Origin of the sequence: Amorphus sp. 3PC139-8, assembly GCF_040750475.1 — a bacterium.
Classification (GTDB): domain Bacteria; phylum Pseudomonadota; class Alphaproteobacteria; order Rhizobiales; family Amorphaceae; genus Amorphus.
Genome location: NZ_JABJVY010000006.1, coordinates 126,586 through 152,014, shown reverse-complemented (window position 1 = coordinate 152,014; position 25,429 = coordinate 126,586). Strand labels below are relative to the sequence as shown.

General features: G+C 65.1%; 20 protein-coding genes. 14 read left to right on the top strand and 6 right to left on the bottom strand.

What is annotated here, in order from left to right:
* Positions 1-38: 38 nt before the first annotated feature.
* Entirely contained in the window at positions 39-2,285 is a 2,247-nt protein-coding gene (parC, locus tag HNS03_RS08140; protein ID WP_367194386.1) for a DNA topoisomerase IV subunit A, read from the top strand.
* 84 nt (positions 2,286-2,369) lie between these two features.
* Here parC and hspQ read toward each other — a convergent pair whose 3' ends face one another.
* From hspQ to HNS03_RS08125, 3 genes are all read right to left on the bottom strand, one after another.
* Positions 2,370-2,705, bottom strand: coding sequence for a heat shock protein HspQ (hspQ, locus tag HNS03_RS08135; RefSeq protein WP_367194384.1), 336 nt, complete (start codon positions 2,703-2,705; stop codon positions 2,370-2,372).
* Positions 2,706-3,170: 465 nt separating this feature from the next.
* Positions 3,171-4,214 (bottom strand): CoA ester lyase, encoded by a 1,044-nt coding sequence (locus HNS03_RS08130; protein ID WP_367194383.1) that lies wholly within the window; start codon positions 4,212-4,214, stop codon positions 3,171-3,173.
* Between the two features lie 235 nt (positions 4,215-4,449).
* Positions 4,450-5,331, bottom strand: a complete 882-nt coding sequence (locus HNS03_RS08125; RefSeq protein WP_367194381.1) for a lysophospholipid acyltransferase family protein — start codon at positions 5,329-5,331, stop codon at positions 4,450-4,452.
* 188 nt (positions 5,332-5,519) lie between these two features.
* Here HNS03_RS08125 and HNS03_RS08120 point away from each other — a divergent pair, with 188 nt between their 5' ends.
* Complete coding sequence (locus HNS03_RS08120; protein WP_367194380.1) at positions 5,520-6,476, top strand: AEC family transporter; 957 nt, start codon at positions 5,520-5,522, stop codon at positions 6,474-6,476.
* A 35-nt stretch (positions 6,477-6,511) separates the two neighbouring features.
* On the opposite strand, the gene HNS03_RS08115 is transcribed toward HNS03_RS08120, so the two are convergent.
* The gene (locus HNS03_RS08115) at positions 6,512-7,780 is read right to left on the bottom strand and encodes a UbiH/UbiF family hydroxylase (protein ID WP_367194378.1); all 1,269 of its coding nucleotides are present in this window, start codon (positions 7,778-7,780) and stop codon (positions 6,512-6,514) included.
* 186 nt (positions 7,781-7,966) lie between these two features.
* On the opposite strand from HNS03_RS08115, the gene HNS03_RS08110 reads away from it, so the two are divergent.
* The 4 genes from HNS03_RS08110 to HNS03_RS08095 all read left to right on the top strand — a co-directional run bounded on the left by HNS03_RS08110 (position 7,967) and on the right by HNS03_RS08095 (position 11,969).
* A complete protein-coding gene (locus HNS03_RS08110) occupies positions 7,967-8,902 on the top strand; it encodes a DUF2182 domain-containing protein (RefSeq protein WP_367194377.1) in 936 nt (311 codons plus the stop codon).
* Positions 8,903-8,995: 93 nt separating this feature from the next.
* Positions 8,996-9,730, top strand: a complete 735-nt coding sequence (locus HNS03_RS08105; RefSeq protein ID WP_367194375.1) for a TerC family protein — start codon at positions 8,996-8,998, stop codon at positions 9,728-9,730.
* A 33-nt stretch (positions 9,731-9,763) separates the two neighbouring features.
* Positions 9,764-10,741: a quinone oxidoreductase gene (locus HNS03_RS08100; RefSeq protein ID WP_367194373.1), complete on the top strand. Its 978-nt coding sequence runs from the start codon at positions 9,764-9,766 to the stop codon at positions 10,739-10,741.
* A gap of 10 nt (positions 10,742-10,751) precedes the next feature.
* Positions 10,752-11,969 (top strand): ArgE/DapE family deacylase, encoded by a 1,218-nt coding sequence (locus HNS03_RS08095; protein WP_367194371.1) that lies wholly within the window; start codon positions 10,752-10,754, stop codon positions 11,967-11,969.
* A gap of 53 nt (positions 11,970-12,022) precedes the next feature.
* On the opposite strand, the gene HNS03_RS08090 is transcribed toward HNS03_RS08095, so the two are convergent.
* Positions 12,023-13,237, bottom strand: coding sequence for an MFS transporter (locus tag HNS03_RS08090; RefSeq protein ID WP_367194369.1), 1,215 nt, complete (start codon positions 13,235-13,237; stop codon positions 12,023-12,025).
* 461 nt (positions 13,238-13,698) lie between these two features.
* Here HNS03_RS08090 and clcA point away from each other — a divergent pair, with 461 nt between their 5' ends.
* From clcA to HNS03_RS08050, 8 genes are all read left to right on the top strand, one after another.
* Positions 13,699-15,072: a H(+)/Cl(-) exchange transporter ClcA gene (gene clcA, locus HNS03_RS08085; RefSeq protein ID WP_367194368.1), complete on the top strand. Its 1,374-nt coding sequence runs from the start codon at positions 13,699-13,701 to the stop codon at positions 15,070-15,072.
* A 128-nt stretch (positions 15,073-15,200) separates the two neighbouring features.
* Positions 15,201-17,471, top strand: coding sequence for an ATP-binding protein (locus HNS03_RS08080; protein WP_367194367.1), 2,271 nt, complete (start codon positions 15,201-15,203; stop codon positions 17,469-17,471).
* A 5-nt stretch (positions 17,472-17,476) separates the two neighbouring features.
* A complete protein-coding gene (locus HNS03_RS08075; RefSeq protein WP_367194365.1) occupies positions 17,477-18,847 on the top strand; it encodes a sigma-54-dependent transcriptional regulator in 1,371 nt (456 codons plus the stop codon).
* Positions 18,848-18,945: 98 nt separating this feature from the next.
* The gene (gene trkA / locus HNS03_RS08070; protein WP_367194364.1) at positions 18,946-20,322 is read left to right on the top strand and encodes a Trk system potassium transporter TrkA; all 1,377 of its coding nucleotides are present in this window, start codon (positions 18,946-18,948) and stop codon (positions 20,320-20,322) included.
* 152 nt (positions 20,323-20,474) lie between these two features.
* A complete protein-coding gene (locus HNS03_RS08065; RefSeq protein WP_367194362.1) occupies positions 20,475-21,335 on the top strand; it encodes a D-amino-acid transaminase in 861 nt (286 codons plus the stop codon).
* A gap of 225 nt (positions 21,336-21,560) precedes the next feature.
* A complete protein-coding gene (gene hfq, locus HNS03_RS08060; protein ID WP_367194361.1) occupies positions 21,561-21,809 on the top strand; it encodes an RNA chaperone Hfq in 249 nt (82 codons plus the stop codon).
* Between the two features lie 126 nt (positions 21,810-21,935).
* Positions 21,936-23,186 carry a GTPase HflX gene (hflX, locus tag HNS03_RS08055; RefSeq protein ID WP_367194488.1) on the top strand — a complete coding sequence of 417 codons (1,251 nt, stop codon included), beginning with the start codon at positions 21,936-21,938 and terminating at the stop codon, positions 23,184-23,186.
* Positions 23,187-23,249: 63 nt separating this feature from the next.
* Positions 23,250-24,182 (top strand): cation diffusion facilitator family transporter, encoded by a 933-nt coding sequence (locus tag HNS03_RS08050; RefSeq protein WP_367194359.1) that lies wholly within the window; start codon positions 23,250-23,252, stop codon positions 24,180-24,182.
* Between the two features lie 36 nt (positions 24,183-24,218).
* On the opposite strand, the gene HNS03_RS08045 is transcribed toward HNS03_RS08050, so the two are convergent.
* Positions 24,219-25,424, bottom strand: a complete 1,206-nt coding sequence (locus tag HNS03_RS08045; RefSeq protein ID WP_367194358.1) for a glycine betaine/L-proline ABC transporter ATP-binding protein — start codon at positions 25,422-25,424, stop codon at positions 24,219-24,221.
* Positions 25,425-25,429 lie beyond the last annotated feature (5 nt).

The window sequence follows — 25,429 nt, the reverse complement described above, 5'->3', positions numbered from 1 at the left end:
TGCTTGCCACGCCGACGACACAAAGGTACCCAGGAGCCATGGGTGAAACACTGATTCCAGACGGCGAAGGCATCGAAGAGGTCGACCTCAAGGCGGCCTTGGAAGAGCGCTATCTCGCCTACGCGCTGTCGACCATCATGCACCGTGCGCTGCCCGATGTGCGCGACGGCATGAAGCCCGTGCATCGCCGGATCCTGTTCGGCATGCGCCAGCTTCGGCTCGATCCCGGCACGGCGTTCAAGAAGTCGGCGCGCGTGGTCGGCGACGTGATGGGTAAATTCCACCCGCACGGCGACCAGGCGATCTACGATGCGCTGGTCCGTCTCGCCCAGAATTTCGCGGTGCGCTATCCGCTGGTCGATGGTCAGGGCAACTTCGGCACCATCGACGGCGATGGGGCTGCCGCCATGCGCTACACCGAAGCGCGGATGACGGCGGTTGCCGGCCTGATCCTGGAAGGCCTCGACGAGGACGCGGTCGACTTCCGCGAGACCTATGACGGGCTGGAGCAGGAGCCGGTGGTGCTGCCGGGCTCGTTCCCGAACCTGCTCGCCAACGGTGCCTCCGGCATCGCCGTCGGCATGGCGACCAACGTGCCCCCGCACAACGTGGCCGAACTCGCCGACGCCGCGCTGCACCTGATCAAGCACCCGGACGCCTCGACCGAGACGCTGGTGAAGATGGTGCCAGGACCGGACTTTCCGACCGGCGGCATCATCGTGGAAAACGCCGACACGATCCTGGAGGCCTACAAAACGGGGCGCGGATCGATCCGGGTCCGGGCGCGCTGGGAGAAGGAGGAGCTTTCCCGCGGCACCTGGCAGATCGTGGTGACCGAGATCCCCTACATGGTCCAGAAGGGCCGGCTGGTGGAGCGGATCGCCGATCTATTGACGGCGAAGAAACTGCCGCTCCTGGAAGATGTGCGCGACGAATCCGCGGAGGATATCCGCCTCGTTCTGGAGCCGCGCTCCAAGACGGTCGATCCGGCGCTCCTGATGGAATCGCTGTTCCGGCTGACCGACCTGGAAAACCGCGTGCCGCTCAACATGAACGTGCTGATGGGCGGCACGGTGCCGAGGGTGATCGGGCTCAAGGAGGCGCTGAAAGCCTGGCTCGACCACGTCAAGGAGGTGCTGGTCCGCCGCTCGCAGCACCGGCTCGACAAGATCACCCGCCGGTTGGAGATCCTGGACGGTTTCCTGATCGTCTATCTCGATCTCGACCGGGTGATCCAGATCGTCCGCGAGGAGGACGATCCGAAGGCGGAGTTGATCAAGGCCTTCGATCTGACCGAGGTCCAGGCGGAAGCTATTCTCAACATGCGTCTGCGCTCTTTGCGCAAGCTGGAAGAGATGGAGATCCGCAAGGAGCACACCAACCTGACGGAGGAAAAAGCCGGGCTGGAGGCGCTGCTTGCCGACGACGGTGCTCAGTGGTCCAAGGTCGCCGACAAGGTGAAGGACCTCAAAAAGACGTTCGGACCTCAGACAGATCTCGGCCGCCGCCGGACCAGCTTCGCCGAGGCCCCGGCGATTTCCGGCGATATCGATGTCCAGGCGATGATCGAGCGCGAGCCGATCACCGTGGTGGTCTCCGAAAAGGGCTGGATCCGCGCGCTCAAGGGCCACATCCAGGACACGTCCCAGATCGCCTTCAAGCAGGACGACAGCCTGAAGCGTGTGCTGCACGCGGAGACCACCGACAAGCTCCTGATCGTCTCCACCGGCGGGCGTTTCTACACCATCGGCGCCGACAAGCTGCCGGGCGGGCGCGGGCACGGCGAGCCGATCCGGCTGATGGTGGACATGGAGCAGGGCCAGGACGTTGTCGACGTGCTGGTCCATCGGCCGAACGGGTTGCTCCTGGTGGCGTCCACGGCGGGGCGGGGCTTCGTGGTGGCGGAAAGTGAGCTCGTGGCCAACACCAAGCGCGGCAAGCAGGTGCTGTCTGTCGGTGCCACGGAAGAATGCCTGCGAGTGGTGGATGCCGCCGGCGACACGGTTGCCGTGCTGGGCGAGAACCGCAAGCTCCTGATTTTCCCGAAGGCGCAGATCCCGCAGATGGCCAAAGGCCGCGGCGTTCGGCTGCAGCGCTACAAGGACGGCGGCCTGGCGGACCTCAAGGTCTTCTCCGCCGACGATGGCCTGAGCTGGACCGATTCCTCCGGCAGGCGCCATGTGCGCACCATGGAGGAGCTGCGCGACTGGCTCGGCGATCGCGCCCAAGCCGGACGCCTGCCGCCGCCGAAGTTCCCACGCGGCAACCGGTTCGACGCAAATTAAAGTGCATACAGGCGAAGCGGAGATCGGTTCGCCCGCTGCTGTTCGTCGGAAAGACGTGTGCTCGCTCTTAATTGAGCTCGCACGTCAGTGGCGGCGGGCTTCCCGGCTCTGATAGATCCCGTCTTCCCGCTGGCCGAACATCTCGGAAACCTGGGGGTGGCGGATCGGCTCTCCGCTCTCGTCGGGCAGCAGGTTCTGTTCGGAGACGTAGGCGACGTATTCGGTCTCTTCGTTCTCCGCGAACAGGTGATAGTAGGGCTGATCCTTGGACGGGCGGATATCTTCCGGGATCGCGAGCCACCACTCCTCGGTATTGGCGAATGTCGGGTCGACATCGAACACCACGCCCCGAAATGGGTAGAAGCGATGGCGTACGACCTGGCCGATCTGAAATTTCGCTGTCCGCATCATGGGGCTCATCTGGCAATCCTTCGGGGCGTCCCTCCCGAATCGCGTGAGGCGGCCGGCTTGGAGCCTGACCCGCGAAGCTGATCTCCGTCACAGGGTGGGAGCGAAAGTCGAGGCGCATTTCGCCATCAAATCGCGCACCCGTCTAAACCGCCGACACGCGCACTGCAACCATCAATTCCAAAATGACAATTGCCCACACCCGATCCTAAAGGCTGTTACGGACTTGGAACAGAAGCTGCGTTGGGGAGAAAGAGGCGGACAACAGGAGAAAGGCGATCCGAATACTCGTTCGTATTTGGGCGCTTTTCGACGCATTGGCCGACCGTCGCTCACCACCCTTTCGGGCCGGCCGCTTTTTGTCGCTCCGGTTCGTCGCCGATCTCGACCGGTACCTCCGATGCGCACATCGATCGGCTCCTTCCGGAGCGAAGAAGGCGGCGGCGGCATCGCTCCATTCGGAGTTCATAAAAGCCTCTAAAACCCGTAGCGTGCCCCCTGGTCGGGATCTTTGGCGGCGACCGCCTTGGCCAGATCGACGATGACCTTGGCCTGCTTCCAGGTGGCGTCGTCCTGCATCTTGCCATCGATCATGACGGCGCCGCTGCCGTCGGGCATGGCATCCAGGATCTTCTTGGCAAAGTCGACTTCGTCCGCCTCCGGGCTGAACACGCGCTTGGCGATGTCGATCTGGCTCGGATGCAGCGACCACGCGCCGGCGCAGCCCATCAGGAAGGCGTTCTGGAACTGGGCCTCGCAGGCTTCGGCGTCCTGAAAGTCGCCGAACGGGCCATAGAACGCCTTGATGCTGGCTGCCACGCAGGCGTCCACCATGCGGGCGATAGTGTAGTGCCAAAGGTCCTGCTGGTAGGCCGAACGTGCCGCGTCGGAGCCATCGGGATCGGACAGCACCCGATACAGCGGATGGCCGCCGCCGACCCGTGTGGTCTTCATTCCGCGCGAGGCGGCGAGATCGGCCGGGCCAAGGCTCATGCCGTGCATGCGCGGGCTCGCGCTCGCGATCGCGGAAACATTCTCCACGCCTTGCGCCGTCTCCAGGATAGCATGCAGCAGGATCGGCTTTTTCAGGCCGTGGCGCGCCTCGAGCTGGGCCAGGAGCTGGTCGAGATAGTGGATGTCCCAGGGGCCGTTGACCTTCGGGACCATGATGACGTCGAGTTTGTCGCCGACTGCGGGCACGATCTCCAGCACATCTTCCAGCATCCACGGGCTGTCGAGGCTGTTGATCCGCGTCCAAAGCCCGGTGTCGCCGAATTCCGTTGCCTCGGCCATCGCGATGAAGCCCTTGCGCGCGGCGAGCTTCTGATCGGCGGGAATCGCGTCTTCCAGATTGCCCAGGATCACGTCCACCTTGGTCGCAAGCTCGGGGATCTTGGCGCGGACCTTTTCGTTGTGCGGTGGAACGAAGTGGATCATCCGCTCCAGTTGCACTGGCAAGGTCTGGTAGGGCGCGGGAGCGCCGACGGCGAGCGGTTCGTAGAAGCTGCGGGGCGTCTTCAAGGCAGGCGTCTCCTCTCAAGCGTTTCCAGGCGAAGTGGGCACCGGTTCGCCGTTCGAAATTGCTACAAAATAATGCTTTCGAGCCGGTCAGCCTTTCCGTGAAAGTCGAAATGGGTTCTGGTTTTTTGTGGGTTGATGACGGTCCCGACCGGTCGCCGACCCAATTCCGATCGGTCTCGTCGATCATGCCGATGCTGCGTTGCGGCACAACCCCTTCTTGCGACGCTGCCAGCCTTTAGCGCTGCTCGTTTTTTGGAGTGTCTTCCGGCCGAAGCGCCCATTTGCGGTGCGACCACATCCACTGCTCGGGAAAGCGGCGGATCCAGTGCTCGAACAGGTCGTGGATCGCTTGGGTGGTCTCGACGATATCCCGGTCGCGATCGTTGCTTCGTGCCTGCTCCACTTCGCGCACATGCAGGCGAAAGTGGACGCCCTTGGTTCGCACCAGGCAGCCGGCCACGATCGGTACATCGGCGCGTCGCGCAATGGCCGCGGGAAACGGGTTGGCATAGGCTGGCCGGTCGAAAAAGCTCAGTTTGATGCCACGACGCTCGCGCAGATCGGCCAGAAAGCCCACGGCACCGCCGGATTTCGCCAGCGCGATCGTTTGCCTTGCCGCCGCATGGCCTTTGGGAAACAGGCCGCCGCGATAGATTGGTTCGCGCAGGCTGCGAACGTAGCGTTCCACGAGCGGGTTCTGGATCGCCTGATAGGTGCCGGCGATCGCGATGTCCTTGCCAAGGGCAGGGGCAGCCGCCAGTTCCCAATTGCCGAGATGAAGCGATACGAAGACGCAGCCTTTGCGCGCCAGTCGGCGATAGTGGTCGATATCGTCGGGCAGCTCGACGCGCTCCGGGTCCATCGCGATTCGATCGACATGAACCGCCTCTCCAAAGACGCGGCCGAGATTCTCCCAGCTCGCCAGCGCGATGCGGTCGCGCTCGGACGCGGCAAGCTCTGGAAACGCTGCCGCAATGTGCTCGCGCACTCGGGCGTGCCGTCTCGTATGAGGGGCAAATTGGCGCCACAGCCAGCCGCTGACTGCGGAAGCCCGGTCGGGCGACATCGCCTGCAGCGGCGCAATCAGCGTCCGCAATCCGGCATATTCGAGCCGCATGCGTGCCGGTCCGAAAATGCCGGGATAGTGGGGAGAGACTGGCAAAAGCGGTTCGATCTCGTCTGTTCGTCGATGTCGGGACGGGTGGTGGACGCTGCGGGGCCATATAACGCCGGTTGCGTTTTGGTGCCATTCGCGAAACAGGTGGGTGCGCGCTAAGCGACCCGCCAACCGCCCGCCGATTCTCGATGCACGACGTTCTTTCGCTGGCCTTTCCGTTCTTCGGCCTGATCTTTCTCGGCTACGGCGCCGGGCGGATCATACGGCTGCCGGCCGATGGGCTGGCGTGGCTGAACTTCTTCGTCATCTACCTCGCCCTGCCGGCTCTGTTTTTCCAGCTTCTGTCGGAGACGCCGATCGAGCAGCTCGGAAGCTGGGGTTTCATCGTGTCCACCACGCTGGTGACGCTTGCCATGTTTGCCCTTGCTTTTGGGGTCGGGGTGGCGCGAACCGGCGGCGATCTGCGGGTGGCGACGATCCAGGGCATCGTCGGTTCCTATTCCAATGTCGGCTATCTCGGTCCCGGCCTGACGTTGGCGGCCCTTGGACCGGCTGCGACGGTACCGACCGCGCTGATCTTTTGTTTCGACAGCGCGCTCCTGTTCGTCATCGTTTCCGTTCTCATGGCGGTTGCCGGGCGGGAAGGCGAGGGGGCCGGACGCACCGCCTTCGTCATCCTGAAGCGGATCTTCACGCATCCGTTCATTCTCGCGACGATCGCCGGTATTGCGGCGGCGGCGATTGATTTCGAACCGCCCCAGGCGCTGGACCGGCTTTTGACCATGCTGCGCGGTGCGGCGGCGCCGTGCGCGCTGTTTGCGATCGGCGTGACCGTCTCCAGCCGGTCGATCCGGCGGGTCCCGTCGGAGTTGCCGGCGTTGCTGGCCATCAAGCTCGTGCTGCACCCGATTATCATCTTCGTGGTGCTGAGCTGGGTCGGCGGAATCGATCCATTGTGGATCGCGACGGCCGTTTTGATGGCCGGCCTGCCGCCGGCGACCAATTGTTTCGTGCTGGCGAGCCAGTATCAGGTCTATGTGGAGCGCGCCTCCAGTGCGGTCCTGATCGGCACCGTCGTTTCCGTGGTGACGGTGACGGCGCTGCTCTACCTCGTCACCCACGACCTGCTGCCGGTCTTGTTCTGAGTGCGCTCGATTGTCCGTCTAAAGACCGCTCAACCCTACCGGAATTGATCTCGTTCTCCGATGTCGGATCGTTTCGATCCGAATCCGGCGGGATCCAGCGGCAGCCCGCGAACGAGCCGCGGGGCGCCGACGGTGGGCGCGAGCCCTTCGCGCATCATGAACCGGCGCACCGGCGCGAAGCGGGAGGCGGCAAAGAGGCCGACCCCGCGCGCCAGCGATGCCGGTAGGAAATCGCTCAACAGCGACCGGTTGAGGAGATCGACGGCGAGCGTGCGACTTTCCACGTCGGCCCGGCGGCTGCGGCCATAGGCGGCAAGGGTCGCCTCCGATCCGAGATCGGCGTGGCGGCGTTGGCGGGCGGAACAAAGCACCTCCACCAAGGCGGCGATATCGCGAAAGCCGAGATTGAGCCCCTGTGCGCCGATCGGAGGAAAGCGGTGCGCTGCCTCTGCGACCAGGGCGGTGCGGTTGGCGCCGAGCTTTCGGGCCACTTGGCTCGAAAGCGGCAACAGCCCGCGCGTGGCCTCCACCGTGACCCGGCCCAGCATCCGATGCGAGCGGATCTCGATTTCGCGGGACAACTCGTCGTCGGACAGCGTTTCGATACGGGCGGCTTCCTCGCCGCGCACGACCCACACCAGGCTGGAGCGCCGGCCCTGCAGCGGAACGATTGTGAATGGCCCGGAGCGGGTATGGAATTCCGTGGATGCGTCGTGATGAGGACCGTCGTGGCTGAAGATCGTCACGAAGGCGTGCTGAGGATAGGACCAGCTTCGGACGCCGATGCCGGCGGTTTCGCGCAGGAAGGAGCGTGCGCCATCGGCGGCGACGGCAAGGCTTGCGGAGACCGACGTCTCGCCGGCGGCAAGGACGATCCGCCCGCCCTCATGGACGACATCGGTCACCGGCGCGTCGATCCAGGTGAGACCGGCCGCCGTCGCCGTCTCCACCAGTGCGGCGTTGAGGGCGTTGTTTTCGATGTTGTAGCCGAACGCGTCCAGGCCGATTTCACCGGCTTCGAACGCGACTTCCGGAGCGCGGATCAGCCGGTCGGTCGTATCGACGATGCGCATGGTGCGCATCGGGGCGGCGGACTGTTCCGCACGCTCCCAGGCGCCGATGGCCTCCAGCACGTTGACGGAGCCGGTCAGGAGCGCCGTGGTGCGCGGGTCGGCGGCGGGCTTGGGGCCGATCAGGACCGTGTCGAAGCCGTTCGCCTGGAGCAGCAGCGCAGCGGTGATCCCGGCCGGCCCGGCACCGACGACCGCAACCTCGTGTCGGATATTCGGTTGTTCGGGCTCCATCGCGCTGTCCTCATTTCCGATTGTCCGTCTTCTCTCAAAGACGAGGCGGCCTATCTATCGTCGATCCAACTATCCATGTGGCGGACACCGGGCCTCTGCCAAGGGGGTAGCGTGTCGCGGGGCTGCACGCGAATCCTGTGATAGACCGGATCGATCAGGAAAAGTGAAACGTCGCCGCGCCTCGACATGACAGCCCGCACGAGACAATCCGTTTCATCCGACGCCCGGACCGGGGCCGCCACCCCCGATCTTGAGCCGGTGAAGCCACTTTTGACGCCGAAGCGCGGGCGCGTTCTGGTGATCGTGGCGGTGGCGCTGGCGGCCTTGATCGGGTGGCTCTATCTGGCCGCCACCGTGATGGCGGTGCCGGAAGCGCTGCGCTCGGCACTCGGGCCCGGCATGAACCTCCTGAATGTCGGCGGATCGCCTCAGGTGCCGGCCTTTCTGACGGCGCTGTGTGCGCCGGTCACGCTGGCCAACGGTATCGATCCCACGACGGTGGCCGTCACCGTCGCCATGTGGGCGGCGATGGTGTTCGCGATGATGCTGCCCACGGCCGTTCCGATGTTCACCACCTATGCCGCCATCGCCGGCCGGGCCCGCCGCAACGGCGAGCGGGTGCCGTCGATGGGTCTGCTCGGGGCCGGCTATGTCAGCGTTTGGGTCGCCTTCGCGGTGGTTGCCGGGGCGGCTCAGCTCGGCCTTGTCGCGCTCGGCACGATGTCGCCTGCCATGACGCCGCTTGCGCCGGCGCTTGCCGGAACGACGCTGATGGCCGCCGGACTCTATCAGCTCACGCCGGCGAAATATGCCTGTCTGACCCGCTGCCGCGCACCGTTTTCGATCCTGGCGTCGCGCTGGCGCACGACCGACTACGGCATGTTTCGGCTCGGCCTGGAGGAGGGCGTCTACTGCCTCGGCTGCTGCTGGGCGCTAATGGTGGTGATGTTCGCCGTCGGCGTCATGAACGTGGTCTGGATGGCGATCTTCACGGTCCTGATGGTGGCGGAGAAGGCGGGATCCGGGCGCGCGCTTCCGCGCGGGATCGGGATCGCCTTGCTCCTCTGGGGCGCTATGCTGTTCACATTGTCGGAGCCGGGGCGACGCCTTCTCGGACTATAACCGATCCGCCGAGAGCGATGAACGTCCGGCGCCGGTCGGCGTTTCTGTGTTGCACGCGACTGGCCGCATTGGACGTTGGGGGAGCTGACGCGCATGGAATGGATCGCGGATCCGCAGATTTGGGCAAGCCTCGTCACCCTGACGGTGATGGAGATCGTTCTCGGGATCGACAACATCGTCTTCATCTCGGTGCTGGTTTCCCGATTGCCTGCCTCCAGCGCCGATTCGGCGCGGCGCATCGGTCTGTCGCTGGCGCTCGTCCTGCGCATCCTGCTGCTTCTGGTGATCTCCTGGATCATCGGTCTCACCGCGCCGCTCTTCACGGTGTTTGGCGAGGCGTTCTCCTGGCGCGACATGATCCTGCTCGCCGGCGGCGCCTTTCTCCTGTTCAAGGGAACGCTTGAGATCCACTCCGGCATCGAGGGCGAGGAGGACGAGCACGGCGCCCAACCGAAGCATCCCGCCTTCTGGTCGGTGATCGTGCAGATCCTGTTGATCGACCTGGTGTTTTCGGTGGACTCCATCGTCACCGCCGTCGGTATGGCGGAGCATGTGGAGGTGATGATCGCCGCGGTCGTGATCTCGATCGGGATCATGTTCGTGGCGTCTGGACCGGTGGCGGCCTTCATCAAGGAGCATCCCACAACCAAGATGCTGGCGCTCTCCTTCCTGCTTCTGATCGGCGTCGCCTTGATCGCGGATGGTCTCGGCTTCCACATTCCGAGGGCATACATCTACTTCGCCATGGCATTCTCCGCCCTGGTGGAGGTCCTGAACATCATGCGCCATCGCAAGCGCAAGGCGATGCACGTAGAGAACCAGAACTAGCCGGCGCGTTTTCGCCGGAGCAAGGAGGGTACGATGACGAAGGCAATCGTGGTTCACGAGACCGGAGGACCTGAGGTCCTCAAATGGGAGGACGTGGAGGTCGGCGAGCCGGGGCCAGGGCAGGCGCGCATTCGCCACACCGCCGTCGGCCTGAACTATATCGACACCTATTTCCGCTCCGGCCTCTACAAGGCGCCGAACGGGCTTCCGTTCATCCCCGGCAATGAGGGCGCCGGCGTGGTCGAGGCCGTGGGCGAGGGCGTCACCGAGTTGAAGGTGGGCGACCGGATCGCCTATCCGGGAGCGCTCGGCGCCTACAGCCAGGAACGCATTGTCGACGCCGCGCGGGTGGTGAAGGTGCCCGACGCGATCGACGACAAGAGCGCCGCCGGCATGATGCTGAAGGGCATGACCGCGCGCTATCTCCTACGCCGGACCTATCCCGTCACCGCCGGCACCACGATCCTGTTCCATGCCGCGGCCGGCGGCGTCGGCCTGATCGCCGGCCAGTGGGCCAAGCATCTCGGCGCCACCATCATCGGAACCGCCGGTTCCGAGGACAAGGTCGAGCTCGCCAAGGCGCATGGCTACACCCATGTGATCAACTACCGAACCGAGAATTTCGTGGAGCGGGTGAAGGAGATCACCGGCGGCAAGGGCGTCGACGTGGCCTACGATTCCGTCGGTCGCGATACCTATCCCGGCACGCTGGACTGCATCCATCCGCTGGGGCTCTGGGTGCCGTTCGGCCAGTCCTCCGGGCCGATCAAGGATTTCGATCTTCAGATCCTGAACCAGAAGGGCTCGCTCTTTTGCACCCGGCCGACGCTTTTCCACTACATCGCCGAGCGTGCCGACCTGGAAGAAACCGCTCGCGACCTGTTCGATGTGGTCGCGTCCGGCGCCGTGTCGATACGGGTCAACCAGGAATATCCGCTTGCCGAGGCCGGGCGGGCCCATACCGACCTGGAGGGGCGCAAGACCACCGGCACCACGGTCCTGATCCCGTGAGGCGACTGCGATGATCGAGAACGAGGTCGACGGCCGTTTCGACGAGGCCGTGACGTTTCTCCAGGAGATCGTCCGTATCCCTTCGGAAAATCCGCCGGGCGACTGTGCCGAGGCGGCGGATCGCATCGCCCGGCTCTATGAGGGCCTCGGCCTCGAGATAGAAGAGCACCCGGTGCCCGATCCGTTCGTGCGCCAGTACGGCATGCGCAGCGCGACCAACCTGGTCGTGCGGCGCACCTTCGGCGCCGGCACCGGACCGATCGTGGCGCTCGCCAGCCACGCCGACGTGGTCCCGCCGGGCGAGGGCTGGACCAGCGATCCCTATGGCGCCGAAATCCGCGGTGGCGCCCTCTACGGCCGCGGCGCGACGGATGCGAAGGCCGATGTCGCGAGCTACGCCTTCGCGCTTCTGGCGCTTGATCCGGTGGCCGACCGCCTCAACGGAACCGTCGAACTGCATGTCACCTTCGATGAGGAGGTCGGCGGGTTCGTGGGGCCGCAATGGCTGCTGGGCCAGGGACTGACCCGGCCGGATCTGGTGATTGCCGCGGGTTTCGTCGCGGCGATCACCACCGCCCACAACGGCTGTCTCCATCTGGAGGTGGTGGTTCGCGGCCGGGCCGCCCATGCCGCTGTGCCGGAAAGTGGCGCGGATGCGCTGGAGGCGGCGACCGACATTCTGAGCGCGCTTTATGACGAGCGTCGGCGGCTGTCCGCCATCGTCAGCGAGGAGGCGGGTATCGGATCCGCCAAGCTGACAGTCGGCACCATTTCGGGCGGCGTGCACACCAACGTCGTGCCCGACCGTGTCGTGCTGAAGGTCGATCGACGACTGATTCCGGAAGAGGACCCGGAAGCGGTAGAGGCCGAACTCACCCGGCGCGTGTTCGAGGCGGCCGGCGGGCACGAAGGCATCGAGGTGGAATGTCGCCGGATCATGCTTGCGGGTGCAATGCGCACGGTGCCAGGGGCGGAGCGGATCGTGGAGCCGCTCAAGCGTCATGCGGAAGCCTTGCTGGGGCACCCCGTTCCCGCCACCGGCGCACCGGTCTATACCAGCGCCCGCCACTATGCCGCCGCTGGCATTCCTACGGTACTCTACGGCTCCAGTGCGGCGGTCACTGCGGCCGCCGACAGCCACGCCGCCAACGAGCACGTGGAACTCTCCGACTTCAAGAACGCGATCAAGGTCGTCGCCCTGACATTGGCGGATCTTCTCGCCGAATAGCGCAATTTCGGGACGGGAGACCGGTCCGCCCGTTTCCCGAACGTGCATTAGGGTCATGACCCCTGGGTCTCCGGCCGGCGAATGACCAGGATCGGAATGAAGCTCAGCGCCTGGATGGCGCACAGGATCGCAAACGCCGTGCGATAGCCTGCGGCCGAGGCGCCGCCATGGTCGGCGGGGAAGAAATCGAGCAACTCGCCGAACAGCCATTGGACCAGGAAGGCGGCGACGAACACGAAGAAGTTCAGCGCCGTGTTGAGGCGACCCGCCGCGCTCGGGCTGAAGGACGACGACCCGACCACGAAGGCGAGCACACCGACGCTGCCGAAGAAGACGTAGAGCAGCCACAGCGGCGCAGTGAGCGTGGGAGGGACCACGATCATCAGGATCTGCACGACCAGAAATCCGAAGCAGCCCAGCACGAACACCCGTTCGATCGACACGCCGCGCCGCGCCGCGCGCTGGCCGAGCCAGCCGAAGCTGAGAAAGCCGAGCATCAACGCGATTCCGATCACTGATAGCCAGATCGCCGCGGTTGCCGGAGCGACGCCGGCTGCATCCCGGAGCCAGGGACCGGCCCACAACCCGGAGACCGATAGCGAGATCGCCTGAACCGCCGTCGACAGGGGGCAAAGGCGCCAGAACGGCCGCGACACCAGGATCGAACGGAGCTCGCGCAGGAGAACCCGGGTGGGAGCGGGGGCTGCTGCCGTGTCGTGGCGCGGCACCACGAACAGAGTGACGAACGCCAGCACGAACAGTCCGATCCCCAGCACGAAAAAGATCGAGCGCCAGCCGAACGCGGTGATCAGCGCCTCTGTCGGGGCGCCGCCGATGAACGCGCCGATCCCGCCGACCGACATGTGCAGCCCATTGATCATCGGCAGTCGATCGGGCCCGAACCACAACCGATAGGCCGCAAACGAGGCCGTCAGGCAGGTCGCCGTACCGAACCCCATCAGAAGGCGCCCGACGCCCAGCCACCAGAACGAACCGGCCGTGGCGAACAGAAGGGTTCCGGTGCCGGCGACCAGCAAGAGCGTGCCTTGCACCCGGCGCGGCCCGAACCGGTCGATGAGGATACCGTTCGGGAGCTGGGTACAGGCGAAGGCCAGAAAGAACAGGCTGGTCAGAAGGCCGAGCTCACCGGGGCTGAGCGCAAATTCCTCAGCGATCGGCTCGCCGGCAACTGCGTTGATCACCCGGATCAGGAAGCTCAGCAGATAGCCGATCGAAAAGGGCAGGAACACGCGGAGGAAAAGCGGCATACGAGCGTCCTGGAACTCTCAGGAATCCTGGAAAGGTCGGGTGGCCGGCGCACGGGCGGATGACAGATTGCAGCGCGGGCCTGCGTCGGCAGGTCGGCTGCAGTGCGCAGCGATGATGCATGTCTTGCTTATCTTGTAGGCAGTGAGGGCGGCAAGTCGGCGTCGTCGTTTGAGTGGCTCGATCGGTGCATGAGTGCGTTTCCGGGCCAAGTGAAGACCGGTTGGCCGCCCGCATCCCGCGCCAGCCGGCGACGGACCTTTCGAGCACGCACGGTGCCCGTTGCGGTCTCCTTAAGCTGCTGGGATCTATCCTGTTTCCTCCATTTGCGCTGGTCCGCTGCGAAAACACCGGGATCGCATGATCCGCAAGGGATGATATTCACATCTTGAGGATCGCCATGGCAAAACGGCGCGGCGATCGAAATGGGCGAGGGCGGGTGCGGCATGGACGGGATTGGCCAGTGACAGGATCGCCAGCGTCGACGCGCACTTCCGATGCGGGCTTCTATCTGCTCGCCATGCTCGTAGGGACGTTGACCGGGGCCCTGGGCACGACCTTCCATCTGGTGGCCGATCGTCTGCTTGTTTGGCATCGGGCGCTGGCCGCCGTGGCGCCGATGGAATGGGCGCTGCCGATCGCCGCCGTCTCCACCAGCATCATGGTGGTGGCCGCTGTGTTTCTGGTGCGCCGATTCGCGCCGGAGGCAGGCGGATCCGGTGTGCAGGAAATCGAGGGCGCGATGGAAGGGGTGCGCCCGCTTCGCTGGCGCCGGGTGCTTCCGGTCAAGTTTTTCGGTGGGTTGCTGTCGATCGGGTCCGGGCTGGTGGTCGGACGGGAAGGGCCGACGATCCATATCGGCGCTTCGATCGCAGCCAGCCTGTCGGATGCCGTTCGCCCTGGCTTGGTTGAACGGCGCGGCCTATATGCCGCCGGTGCCGCCGCGGGCTTGGCGGCTGCCTTCAACGCGCCGCTCGCTGCCGTCCTGTTCGTCATCGAGGAGACGCGTCGCCAGTTTCCCTATTCGTTCCGGACCTATATGGGGGTCGCGATCGCGGCGATCTTTTCCACGATCGTTACCGAGCAAATCGCCGGCATCGGACCGGACCTGGCGATCCGTTCGTCCATGGTCGCGCCGCATTTCCTGATCGGATTCGCGCTTTTGGGCGCGCTCCTGGGTCTCTTCGGGTTGGTCTTCAATTGGCTGCTGCTCTGGTCGCTCGATGCGGTGCTTGCGCTCGGCAAGGTGACGTCACCGTACCTGTTCCCCGCGGTCTGGGGGCTCCTTCTAGGTGCTCTGCTGATCGTCTTTCCTGCCGCCACGACAGGCGGGGAGACGCTGATACTGGCTTTGGTCGCCGAGCATTGGACCGTCGCGGGGCTCTTCCTGTTGGTGCTTCTGCGGCTTGGCACGACGATGGCGAGCTATTCCACCGGCGCGCCGGGCGGCATTTTCGCGCCGATCCTGACGCTTGCCACCTCCACCGGATTGGCGATAGGGGCCGCCGTCGCCTACCTCGTCCCCGGCGCCGAGGGGGTTCCAATCGCCTTCGCGATCGCCGCAATGGGTGGGCTTTTCACCTCTACCGTGCGTGCGCCCATGGTCGGGGTCGTCCTTGTCCTGGAGCTGACGGGATCGTTCGAACTGCTGTTGCCCGTCTTCATCACCTGTATCGTCTCGAACCTGGTGGCGGAACTGTTGGGCGGGCAGCCGATCTACGAGCAGCTTCTTGCCCGGACGCTGCGTCTTGCCGGCCAGCCCGTTCCCGATTCCACATCCGACCACACGCCGGTCGAACTCGGCTGGGAACGCGAGCGGGAAAAAAGTGACACCTGATTTCTGCCCGCCATCCGCCTTGGCCAGTGGATGGCGCGACCCGGTGGACGGTGTCGTCTCATTTTTGCAACAATGTTGTTGATCGGTGACGCCGCCGACGCGGTGGTGATTCCGACGATTGAGCGGTTATGACGGCAAGCGACATTACGACAGACCATCCTTTACGCCCGCAGAGCGACCGGCGGCCCTGGATCCGCACGGCGAGCATGTGGACCGTGGGCGCCGCGCTGGTATCCGTCACGGCCACCTTCCTGGTCTTGACCGGGCTGACGCCGATCGCGCCGGACGGCCAGGTGGTGGAAATCGCGCTCGTCATCAACGCGCTGCTGGTCGGGATTCTGGTCGTCGGCGTGGCCTGGGAGGCGGTCAGTCTGTGGCGGGCCCGTCGGGCGCGTCGGGCCGGGGCACGCTTGCACGTACGCGTCCTCGCGCTGTTTTCGCTGATGGCGGTGCTGCCGGCGGCGCTGGTGGCGGTGGTGGCCGTTATCACCCTCAACCGGGGTCTCGATCGCTGGTTTGAGGAGCGAACCCGGGCCATCGTCGACAATTCCGTCGCCGTCGCGGATGCCTATGTGGAAGAGCATGCCGGCGTATTGCGGGGCGATCTGATCGCGATGGCCCATGACGTCGATCGCGCCCGTCAGCTCTACGATCACGAGCCGGCGCGGTTCGACCAATATCTCCAGACCCAAGCCTCGTTGCGGCTTCTGCCGAAGGCGTTCCTGCTGGCGGAGAACGGCACGGTCATCACCAGCGCCATCATCAATCCGGATCTGGAACTCGCCATGCCTCCGGCCGCCGCGTTGAAACGCGCGGAAGATGGCAGTCCGGTGATGATCGCACCGGGCGATGCCAACCAGGTCGGCGGCATCATGAAGCTGAAGGCCTACGACGACCTCTATCTCTACATCGCCCGGCCGATGGATTCGCGCGTGTTGGAATATCTCCGCGTGAGCCAGGACAATGCCCAGGAATACAAGGCCTTGGACGAGAGCCGGTTGGGGATGCAGGTCGCGTTCGCGCTCGTCTATGCCGGCGTGACCCTGGTGCTCCTGGTGTCGGCGATCTGGCTCGGCTTTGGCTTTGCGAACCGGCTGGTGGCCCCGATTCGCGGCCTGATCGACGCCGCCGACGAGGTTGCGCACGGTAACTTGGCCGCCGAGGTTTCGATCGATCCCAACGATGGCGACCTGGCTCACCTGGGCGAAACCTTCAACACCATGACCAGCCAGCTCCGTACCCAGCATGCGGAGCTTCTGTCGGCGAACGAGCAGATCGACCAGCGTCGGCGCTTCACTGAGGCGGTGCTCGCCGGTGTCACGGTCGGTGTTCTGGGCATCGAGCCGGACGGCACCGTCTCGCTGGCGAACCGGTCGGCGCTGACGATCCTCGGCACCCATGAAGACGAGCTGATCGGCCGGCCCCTGCGCGACGGCGTGCCTGAGATGGCCGGGCTGATGGACGGTGGCTCTCATGTTGGCTTCCGGGCTCGCCAGGGGCAGATCACGCTGAAGCGCGACGGCAAGGAGCGCACGCTCGCCGTGCGCATCACCGTGGACCGCGCCGACACCCACCGCCAAGGCTGGGTGGTGACCTTCGACGACATCACCGACCTGGTCGCCGCTCAGCGCACTTCCGCCTGGGCCGATGTGGCGCGCCGGATCGCGCACGAGATCAAGAACCCGCTGACGCCGATCCAGTTGTCGGCGGAGCGTCTGAAACGGCGCTATGGCAAGCGGGTCGAGGACGATCGCGCGGTGTTCGATCAGTGCATCGATACGATCGTGCGCCAGGTCGGCGACATCGGCCGGATGGTCAACGAGTTCTCGACTTTCGCGCGGATGCCGAAGCCGGTGATCGAGGAGCGCAACCTTACCGAAGCGGTGCGCGAGGGCGTATTCCTGCAGAGCGTCGGCCATCCCGGGGTCAAGGTGGAAACCCAGTTCCCGGAAGAGCCGGTGATCGGCCGGTTCGACCATCGCCTCGTGGTGCAGGCGGTCTCCAACCTGGTCAAGAACGCCGCCGAGGCGATCGAGCAGAAGACGGAGGCCGATGAGGCCGAGCACCAGGGGCGGGTCGACGTCACCATCCGCACCGAGCAGGACGCGCATATCATCGAGATCGTCGACAACGGCATCGGTCTGCCGGAGGAAGGGCGTCAGCGGCTTCTGGAGCCCTACATGACGACGCGCGAGAAAGGCACCGGGCTCGGCCTCGCGATCGTCGGCAAGATCGCCGAAGACCACGGCGGCCGTGTGGAGCTGCTCGACGCCAAATCGGCCGGCTACGACCACCCCGGCGCTTGCGTCCGTCTCATTCTCGCCGTCGCCGGTCCGCCGCCCGACGGCGACGGCAGCGCCGAGACACCACCCCTTTCGTCAACGGGCAACGGGACTTAGTCAGAATGGCGACCGACATCCTTATTGTCGACGATGAGCGCGACATCCGCGAGTTGATCGCCGGTATCCTGGAAGACGAGGGATTCGGCGCGCGCACCGCCGCCCATTCCGACCAGGCGCTGGAAGAGATCGCGACCCGAAAACCGAGCCTTCTGTTTCTGGACATCTGGCTTCAGGGCAGCCGGCTCGATGGGCTGGCGCTGCTGGACGTGATCAAGGAGCAGCACCCGGATCTTCCGGTCGTCATCATCTCGGGTCACGGCAACATCGAGACGGCGGTGTCCGCGATCAAGCGCGGCGCCTACGACTATATCGAGAAGCCGTTGAAGGCGGACCGCCTGATCCTAGCCGCAGAGCGTGCGCTGGAAGCCTCCAAGCTGCGCCGCGAAATCGCGGACCTGAAAGCGCGCAGCGGCGAGGCGACGGAGCTGATCGGCCAGTCGGCTGCGATGGCCACGCTGCGCACCATGATCGAGCGCGTGTCCTCCACCAACAGCCGCATCCTTTTGTCCGGCCCTTCCGGCTCCGGCAAGGAGCTGGTGGCCCGCACGATCCACGCCGGGTCCCAACGCGCCGAAGGGCCGTTCGTCATCGTCAATGCCGCAACCATTACGCCAGAGCGGATGGAGGAGGCGCTGTTCGGCACCGAATCCTCAAACGGGGGAGGCCGCGCGGTCGGGGCGTTGGAGGAGGCACACGGCGGCACGCTCTATCTCGACGAGATCGCCGACATGCCGCTGGAGACCCAGGGCCGCATCCTGCGGGTTCTGGTGGATCAGACCTTCCAGCGTGTCGGCGGCACCAACCGTGTCCACGTCGACGTGCGCATCATTTCCTCCAGCGCGCGCGATCTGCAGCACGAGATCGAGAACGGGCGCCTGCGCGAGGATCTGTTCCATCGCCTGAGCGTGGTGCCGATCCGGGTTCCCTCGCTCGCCGAGCGGCGGGAGGACATCCCGGTGCTGGTGGATCATTTCCTGCGTCAGATCACGGCGGCGGCCGGGCTGCCGATGCGCAAGATCGGACCGGATGCCATGGCGGTGCTCCAGGCCCACGACTGGCCCGGCAACATTCGACAGCTTAAGAACAACATCGAGCGGCTTCTGATTCTAACCCGCGACCAGGACGCCGAGCAGGCGATCTCGCCGGACCTGTTGCCGGCGGAGGTCGGAGCCCTGGTGCCGCCGCTGTCTTCCGGGCCCGGGGGCGAGCATTTTATGGCGCTACCGCTGCGCGATGCTCGTGAAATCTTCGAGCGCGACTATCTGAAGGCCCAGATCAACCGGTTTGGCGGCAACATTTCGCGCACCGCGGAGTTCGTGGGGATGGAACGCTCGGCCTTGCATCGTAAGCTGAAGTCGTTAGGCATCGCCTGAGCCGACTTGAGCGGGACAGAGGCGCCCGCGAGGACGGACATCGATCAGCTTTGGGCCGACCCGGCTTGCCGTAAGGTCCCTTGGTCCAGCGAGGACGCATGCGCATCGTCATTTGCGGCGCCGGTCAGGTCGGCTTCGGCATTGCCGAAAAGCTCGCCCAGGAAGAGAACGATGTCTCGGTGATCGACACGTCGCCGCGGTTGGTCGGCATCATCCGCGACACGCTCGATGTCCGCGGCGTGGTCGGCTACGGCTCGCATCCCGACGTCCTTGCCCAGGCAGGGGCGGAGGACGCCGACATGTTGATCGCGGTGACCCAGGCCGACGAGGTCAACATGGTCGCCTGTCAGGTCGCGCATACGCTGTTCAACGTGCCGACCAAGATCGCCCGCATTCGCGCTCAGAGCTATCTGCAGCCGCACTATCAGGACCTGTTCGCGCGCGACCATCTGCCGATCGACGTGATCATCTCGCCGGAAATCGAAGTCGGCGAAACGGTGCTGCGGCGCATGTCGTTGCCGGGCGCGGTGGAGACCGTGCGGTTCGCGGACGGGGCGGTGATCGTGGTCGGCATCCTGTGCGGCGAGGACTGTCCGGTTATCGATACGCCGCTGCGCCAGCTCACCGAGCTGTTTCCCGATCTCGGCGCCGTGGTGACGGGCGTGTTCCGCAACGGCCGGCTGTTCGTGCCCCAAAGCAACGATACGATCTTCGTCGGCGATCTCGTCTACATCGTCGCCCGGCACGATCAGGTGCGCCGGACCCTCGGCATCTTCGGTCACGAGGAGCCGGAGGCGAAGCGAGTCGTCCTGTCCGGCGGCGGCAATATCGGCGCCTATGTGGCGCGCGAGCTGGAACGGCGCAAACCCGAGGTCAAGGTCAAGATCATCGAGCAGTCGCGCGAGCGGGCGGTACAAATCGCCGACGAGCTCAAACGCACCGTGATCCTGCACGGCTCCTCCCTCGACCAGGAGATCCTGCGCGAGGCCGATATCGAGGATGCCGACGTTCTGGTGGCGCTGACCAACGACGACCAGGCCAACATCATTTCCGGCGTGATGGCCAAGACGCTGGGTTGCAAGCGCAACTTGGCGCTGATCAACAATGCCAGCTATCCGGCCTTCGCCCACGCGCTGGGGATCGACGCGTACGTGAACCCGCGCGCGGTCACCATCTCTCGGGTGCTGCGCCATGTGCGTCGGGGCCGCATCCGGTCGGTCCATTCCTTGCAGAATGGTGCGGCGGAGGTCATCGAGGCGGAGGCGCTTCAAACTTCGTCGTTGGTCGGCAAGCCGCTGCGCGATCTCGATCTGCCGGACGGAATCCGCATCGGCGCGATCTACCGCCGCAAGGGCGCCATCACGCCGACGGGCGATACCCAGATCATGGCCCACGACCGGGTCGTCATCTTCGCGCTCGCCGAGCGGGTCCGCCAGGTCGAGCAGATGTTCCGCGTGAGCCTGGAGTTCTTTTAGGCCGAGCGGGACCCTGTTTTCCGTCCGGAATCGTGATGAAAACAAACGGGTGGAGCGAATTCGGCCCGTCGATGTCACGACATTCGCTCGGGAACCTTTTGAAAAACGACCGGTCGCCGGCATAAAAGGTCGACCGACATTTGGAGTGATCGATGAGCCGCATTGCCTATGTCAACGGCCGCTATGTCCGCCACGCCGATGCCGCCGTTCATATCGAGGACCGAGGCTATCAGTTCGCGGATGGCGTCTACGAGGTCTGCGAGGTGAAGGACGGAAGCCTCATCGATATGACCCGGCACCTGGACCGGCTCGACCGGTCGCTCAACGAGCTTGAGATTGCGCAGCCGATGGGCCGCAGGGCGCTGGTGGCGGTGATGCGCGAAGTGATCCGCCAAAATCGGGTGAAGAACGGGATGATCTATCTTCAGGTCACCCGAGGCGTCGCGCCGCGCGATCATGTGTTCCCGGCCGCGACCGTGCCGCCATCGCTGGTGATCACCTCGCGTGCGGCCGATCCGCGCAAGGCGGCGCGCACTGCGGAAGACGGCGTCGCCGTTATCACGCTGCCGGACAATCGCTGGGAGCGGGTGGATATCAAATCGGTATCTCTGCTGCCGAACGTGATTGCCAAGGAGAAGGCCCGCCGCGCCGGCGCGAAGGAGGCCTGGTTGGTGGATGCCGACGGCTATGTGACCGAAGGTGCCTCCACCAACGCCTGGATCGTGACCGCCGAGGGCAGCTTGGTGACGCGTCCGGCGGAGCACGGCATCCTGCGGGGGATCACCCGCGCCGCCGTTCTCGATCTGGCGGCTCGCGAGGGGCTGACGGTGGAGGAACGCCCGTTTACGGTCGAAGAGGCCTACCGGGCGCGCGAGGCCTTCATCACCGCCGCGACCACGCTGGTCATGCCGGTGGTGCGGATCGACGATCATGCGATTGGCAACGGCCAGCCGGGATCGATTGCAACTGCGCTCAGGACTCGCTTTCACGAAGTCGTCGAAAGAGTTGGCTAGCGTCGTATTTTCGTCCAAGCGTGCCGGCCTACTGGCACGCGCCATGCAATTGAGTCGACAGGAAGCACCCGGCGTGCCTCCGCGACCGTGGAATTTCCACGTTGCGAACCACATGCAGATGCGCCATCTACGCGATGGATCATACCCGATAACGGTGGACGACTGCCGGGCCTGGCTCGGCATTCGAAAAACAAACTCCACCACATAAGAAGGTAACTTGAACTTATGGCTGACCGGACACAAAATCTACAAGACACGTTTTTGAACTATGTCCGCAAGAACAAGACGCCGCTGACCATCTTCCTCGTCAACGGGGTGAAGTTGCAGGGTGTGGTGACCTGGTTCGATAACTTCTGTGTGCTTCTGCGGCGAGATGGCCATTCGCAGCTCGTCTATAAGCATGCGATTTCGACAGTGATGCCGAACCAGCCGGTGCAACTGTTCGACCCGAGCGACGAGAACGCAGGAGGCTGATTGGAACAGCGTCCGTACGACCGTTCAGTTTCTGAACAGGATCATGCCGTCACTGAGGACGGTGTCAGGGCGCGCACGCGGGCCTTGGTGCTGCTGCCGGATCTCAAGCAGCCCACCGAGTCCCGCATGCCCAACGCTTCTGGGGCCACGCCGGCCCGCTCTGCGGAGGCGCGCCTGGAAGAAGCGGTCGGCCTGGCCCAGGCCATCGATCTCGACATTGTCGGCGCCTGGATCATCCGTCTGTCGAGCCAGCGCCCGGCGACCTTGTTCGGCACCGGCAAGGTCGACGAGATCAAGCTGCGCATCACCACCGAAGACGCCGGACTGGTTGTCATCGACACCAGCCTGACGCCGGTTCAACAGCGCAACCTGGAACGTGCCTGGGGCGTGAAGGTGCTGGACCGGACCGCACTCATTCTGGAAATCTTCGGCGACCGTGCGAACACGCGGGAAGGCGCGCTGCAGGTGGAGCTTGCCCATCTGCACTGGCAGAAAAGCCGTCTCGTGCGCTCCTGGACCCATCTGGAGCGCCAGCGCGGTGGCTACGGCTTTCTCGGCGGCCCCGGCGAAACCCAGATCGAGGCGGACCGGCGCCAGATTCAGGATCGAATCAACCGGCTGGAGCGGGATCTGGACAGTGTGCGCCGGACCCGCGCGCTGCATCGCAAGAAGCGGTCCCGGCGCGATCAGCCGGTGGTTGCCTTGGTCGGCTACACCAATGCCGGCAAGTCGACGTTATTCAACCGTCTGACCGAAAGCACGGTGCGCGCCCAGGACCTGTTGTTCGCGACCCTGGATCCGACGTTGCGCCGGGTTCGGCTGCCGCACGGCATGGAAATCGTGCTGTCGGACACCGTGGGCTTCATTTCGCACTTGCCGACCGATCTTGTGGCGGCATTCCGCGCGACCTTGGAGGAGGTGGTCGAGGCCGACCTGATCCTGCATGTGCGTGACATCGCCCATCCCGACAGCGCCGCTCAGGCAGCAGACGTGGAATCGACATTGTCGGCGCTCGGGATCGACGGGCGCGACAGCGAGCACGTTCTGGAGGTTTGGAACAAGGCCGATCTGCTGGAGCCGAACCAGCGCGAGCGCGTATTCGCCGATCAGGGCAAGGACGCCGTGGCCGTTTCGGCGCTGACGGGCGAGGGCATCGACCGGCTGCTCGACCGCATCGAGGCGAAGCTGACGGAGGGCCGCTCGCGCGCCGACGTGATCCTGCCGGCGGAGGAGGGCGAGTTGCTCGCCTGGCTCTACCGCTCCACCGAGGTGTTGGAGCGCCATGACGAACCGGATCAGATCCACCTGACGGTGCGCATCCCGGCCGCTGTGGCCGAGCGGTTCGCCCGTAAGGCCGGCCCCTACGTGGTGGCGTAAGGCGTTTCAGGCGAGGCGGGAACCGTTCCCGTCCGATCCCATCCCAAACCGACAGGAGCGCGCGTGGCATCCGGGTCGAAGCACGTCGTCTACGCCGCGTTGGCGGGCAATCTCGCCATTGCGGTCACGAAATTCGCAGCCGCCGCCTGGACCGGCTCCAGCGCGATGTTGTCGGAAGGCATCCACTCCACGGTGGACACCTCCAATCAGGCGATCCTGCTTCTCGGCATGAAGCGCGCCCAGCGGCCGCCGGACGCGCGCCATCCGTTCGGCCATGGCATGGAGATCTATTTCTGGGCGTTCGTGGTGGCGCTCCTGATCTTCGCGCTCGGTGGCGCGCTCTCCATCTACGAGGGCGTCGAACGTCTGCTCCATCCCGAACCTATTCACCAGCCGTGGGTGAACTTCCTCGTGCTGGGGATCGCGATCGCCATCGAAGGTTCGGTGTTTCGTATTGCGTGGAAGGAGCTGCGCCACCAGCAGCCCAACCGCTCGATCTGGCAGGCACTGCGCCTCAGCAAGGACCCAAGCGTGTTCGCGATCTTCTGCGAGGATGCGGCGGCACTCGCGGGCCTCACGGTTGCGCTCCTCGGTGTCGGGCTCGCCTATTTCCTCCACATGCCGGTGTTCGATGGCATCGCCTCGATCCTGATCGGGCTGATCCTGGTGGCGACCGCGGTGTTTCTGGCCAGGGAGACCTTGAGCCTGATGACCGGAGAGGCGGCCTCGACCGCTCTGCTGTCGGACATCCGCGGCGTGTTGACGGCCGATCCACGGGTGTTGGAGCTCGGCGAGGTGCTGACCATGCACCTCGGCCCAAGCGAAGTGCTGGTTGCCGTATCGCTGGATTTCGACGAGACGCTGTCCGGCGAAGAGGTGGAGACCACCATGCGTGAACTGACCCGTGCGCTGGAAAGCTCTCGCGACGAGATCAGTCGTGTGTTCCTGCGGCCGGTGCGTTCCATCGGCGAGGCGCCGACGCCGGTGCTGCCGTAACGGCCCGCAGCACGTGTCGCCGCCCCCCTGATTCAGTCAGTCATTGGTGAGCGCTTCGAGGGCATCGGACGGGGAGAGCTTCCCAACGACGGCGCCGTTGTGGTCCACGATCACCAGGGGCGTGGCATTCTGCTTGTAGCGTGACAGCACCTCGGAAAGCACCTGGTCGTCCCGGGCGGTTTCCGGGGTCGGCAGGTTGTCCGCCGAGTTCCACCAGCTTTCCGGCGCTTCGCGCTCGGTGTAGAGCAGATGCTCGGTCACGGCCGCGACCGGTCGGTTATCGCCGTCGACCACCACGACGGACTCCACCCCTTCGCCGTCGAGCAGCGTTGCCAGCCGCGCCTTGGAGAGCTCCGAAGCCGGCAGCGTGGTCGCTTCGCGCAGGGTGCTGGCGAGCGTGACCACACGACCGCGGTTCACGTCCCGCACGAACCGTTCGACGTAGTCGTCGGCCGGATGCAGCAGGATGTCCTCGCCGGTGCCGACCTGGCGCAACTCGCCATCGTTCAGGATCGCGATATGGTCGCCGAGCCGGAGCGCCTCGTCGAGGTCGTGGGTGATGAACACGATCGTCTTCTGCAGCTTGGCCTGCAGCTCCTTGAGCTGGGCCTGCATGTCGCTGCGGATCAGGGGATCGAGGGCGGAGAAGGCCTCGTCCATCAGCAGGATATCGGCGCTGGTGGCCAGCGCGCGGGCGAGGCCGACGCGCTGCTGCATGCCACCGGAGAGGTGGCGGGGATAGCGCTCCTCGTAGCCGGCCAGCCCCACCGTTTCGATCTGCTCCATGGCGGCGGCCTTGGCCTTGTCGTCGGCCACGCCGCTCACCTTGAGCGGATACATCACGTTCGCCAGCACCGTCTTGTGGGGCAACAGCGCGAAGCGCTGGAACACCATCGAGATCTTATGGCGACGAAGCTCGCGAAGCTGCTTTTCGTCGAGGGTGAGGACGTCGTCGCCGTCGATCAGAATGCGCCCGGCGGTTGGGTCGATCAGCCGGTTGATGTGGCGGATCAGCGTCGACTTGCCCGACCCCGACAGTCCCATCACCACGAAGGTCTCGCCGGGGGCGATCTTCAGGCTGATGTCGCGGATGCCGATGACGTGGCCGGTCTCCTCCAGGATCTCGCGCTTGTCGGCGCCAGCCTTGACGCGCTCCAGGACGGATTGCGGGTCTTCTCCGAAGATCTTGTAGACGTGCTCGATCGAGATCTTCGGCTCCCGCGGCGGGGCTTTTTTGTTCATCGGGC

Coding starts and splice junctions, on each gene's coding strand:
- trkA (WP_367194364.1), top strand. CDS start 18,946: ATGCGCATCGTCATTTGCGGCGCCGGTCAGGTCGGCTTCGGCATTGCC.
- HNS03_RS08075 (WP_367194365.1), top strand. CDS start 17,477: ATGGCGACCGACATCCTTATTGTCGACGATGAGCGCGACATCCGCGAG.
- HNS03_RS08080 (WP_367194367.1), top strand. CDS start 15,201: ATGACGGCAAGCGACATTACGACAGACCATCCTTTACGCCCGCAGAGC.
- hspQ (WP_367194384.1), bottom strand. CDS start 2,705: ATGAGCCCCATGATGCGGACAGCGAAATTTCAGATCGGCCAGGTCGTA.
- HNS03_RS08115 (WP_367194378.1), bottom strand. CDS start 7,780: ATGGAGCCCGAACAACCGAATATCCGACACGAGGTTGCGGTCGTCGGT.
- HNS03_RS08045 (WP_367194358.1), bottom strand. CDS start 25,424: ATGAACAAAAAAGCCCCGCCGCGGGAGCCGAAGATCTCGATCGAGCAC.
- HNS03_RS08120 (WP_367194380.1), top strand. CDS start 5,520: ATGCACGACGTTCTTTCGCTGGCCTTTCCGTTCTTCGGCCTGATCTTT.
- HNS03_RS08125 (WP_367194381.1), bottom strand. CDS start 5,331: ATGCGGCTCGAATATGCCGGATTGCGGACGCTGATTGCGCCGCTGCAG.
- HNS03_RS08100 (WP_367194373.1), top strand. CDS start 9,764: ATGACGAAGGCAATCGTGGTTCACGAGACCGGAGGACCTGAGGTCCTC.
- HNS03_RS08065 (WP_367194362.1), top strand. CDS start 20,475: ATGAGCCGCATTGCCTATGTCAACGGCCGCTATGTCCGCCACGCCGAT.
- HNS03_RS08105 (WP_367194375.1), top strand. CDS start 8,996: ATGGAATGGATCGCGGATCCGCAGATTTGGGCAAGCCTCGTCACCCTG.
- hfq (WP_367194361.1), top strand. CDS start 21,561: ATGGCTGACCGGACACAAAATCTACAAGACACGTTTTTGAACTATGTC.
- HNS03_RS08090 (WP_367194369.1), bottom strand. CDS start 13,237: ATGCCGCTTTTCCTCCGCGTGTTCCTGCCCTTTTCGATCGGCTATCTG.
- parC (WP_367194386.1), top strand. CDS start 39: ATGGGTGAAACACTGATTCCAGACGGCGAAGGCATCGAAGAGGTCGAC.
- hflX (WP_367194488.1), top strand. CDS start 21,936: ATGCCCAACGCTTCTGGGGCCACGCCGGCCCGCTCTGCGGAGGCGCGC.
- HNS03_RS08095 (WP_367194371.1), top strand. CDS start 10,752: ATGATCGAGAACGAGGTCGACGGCCGTTTCGACGAGGCCGTGACGTTT.
- HNS03_RS08110 (WP_367194377.1), top strand. CDS start 7,967: ATGACAGCCCGCACGAGACAATCCGTTTCATCCGACGCCCGGACCGGG.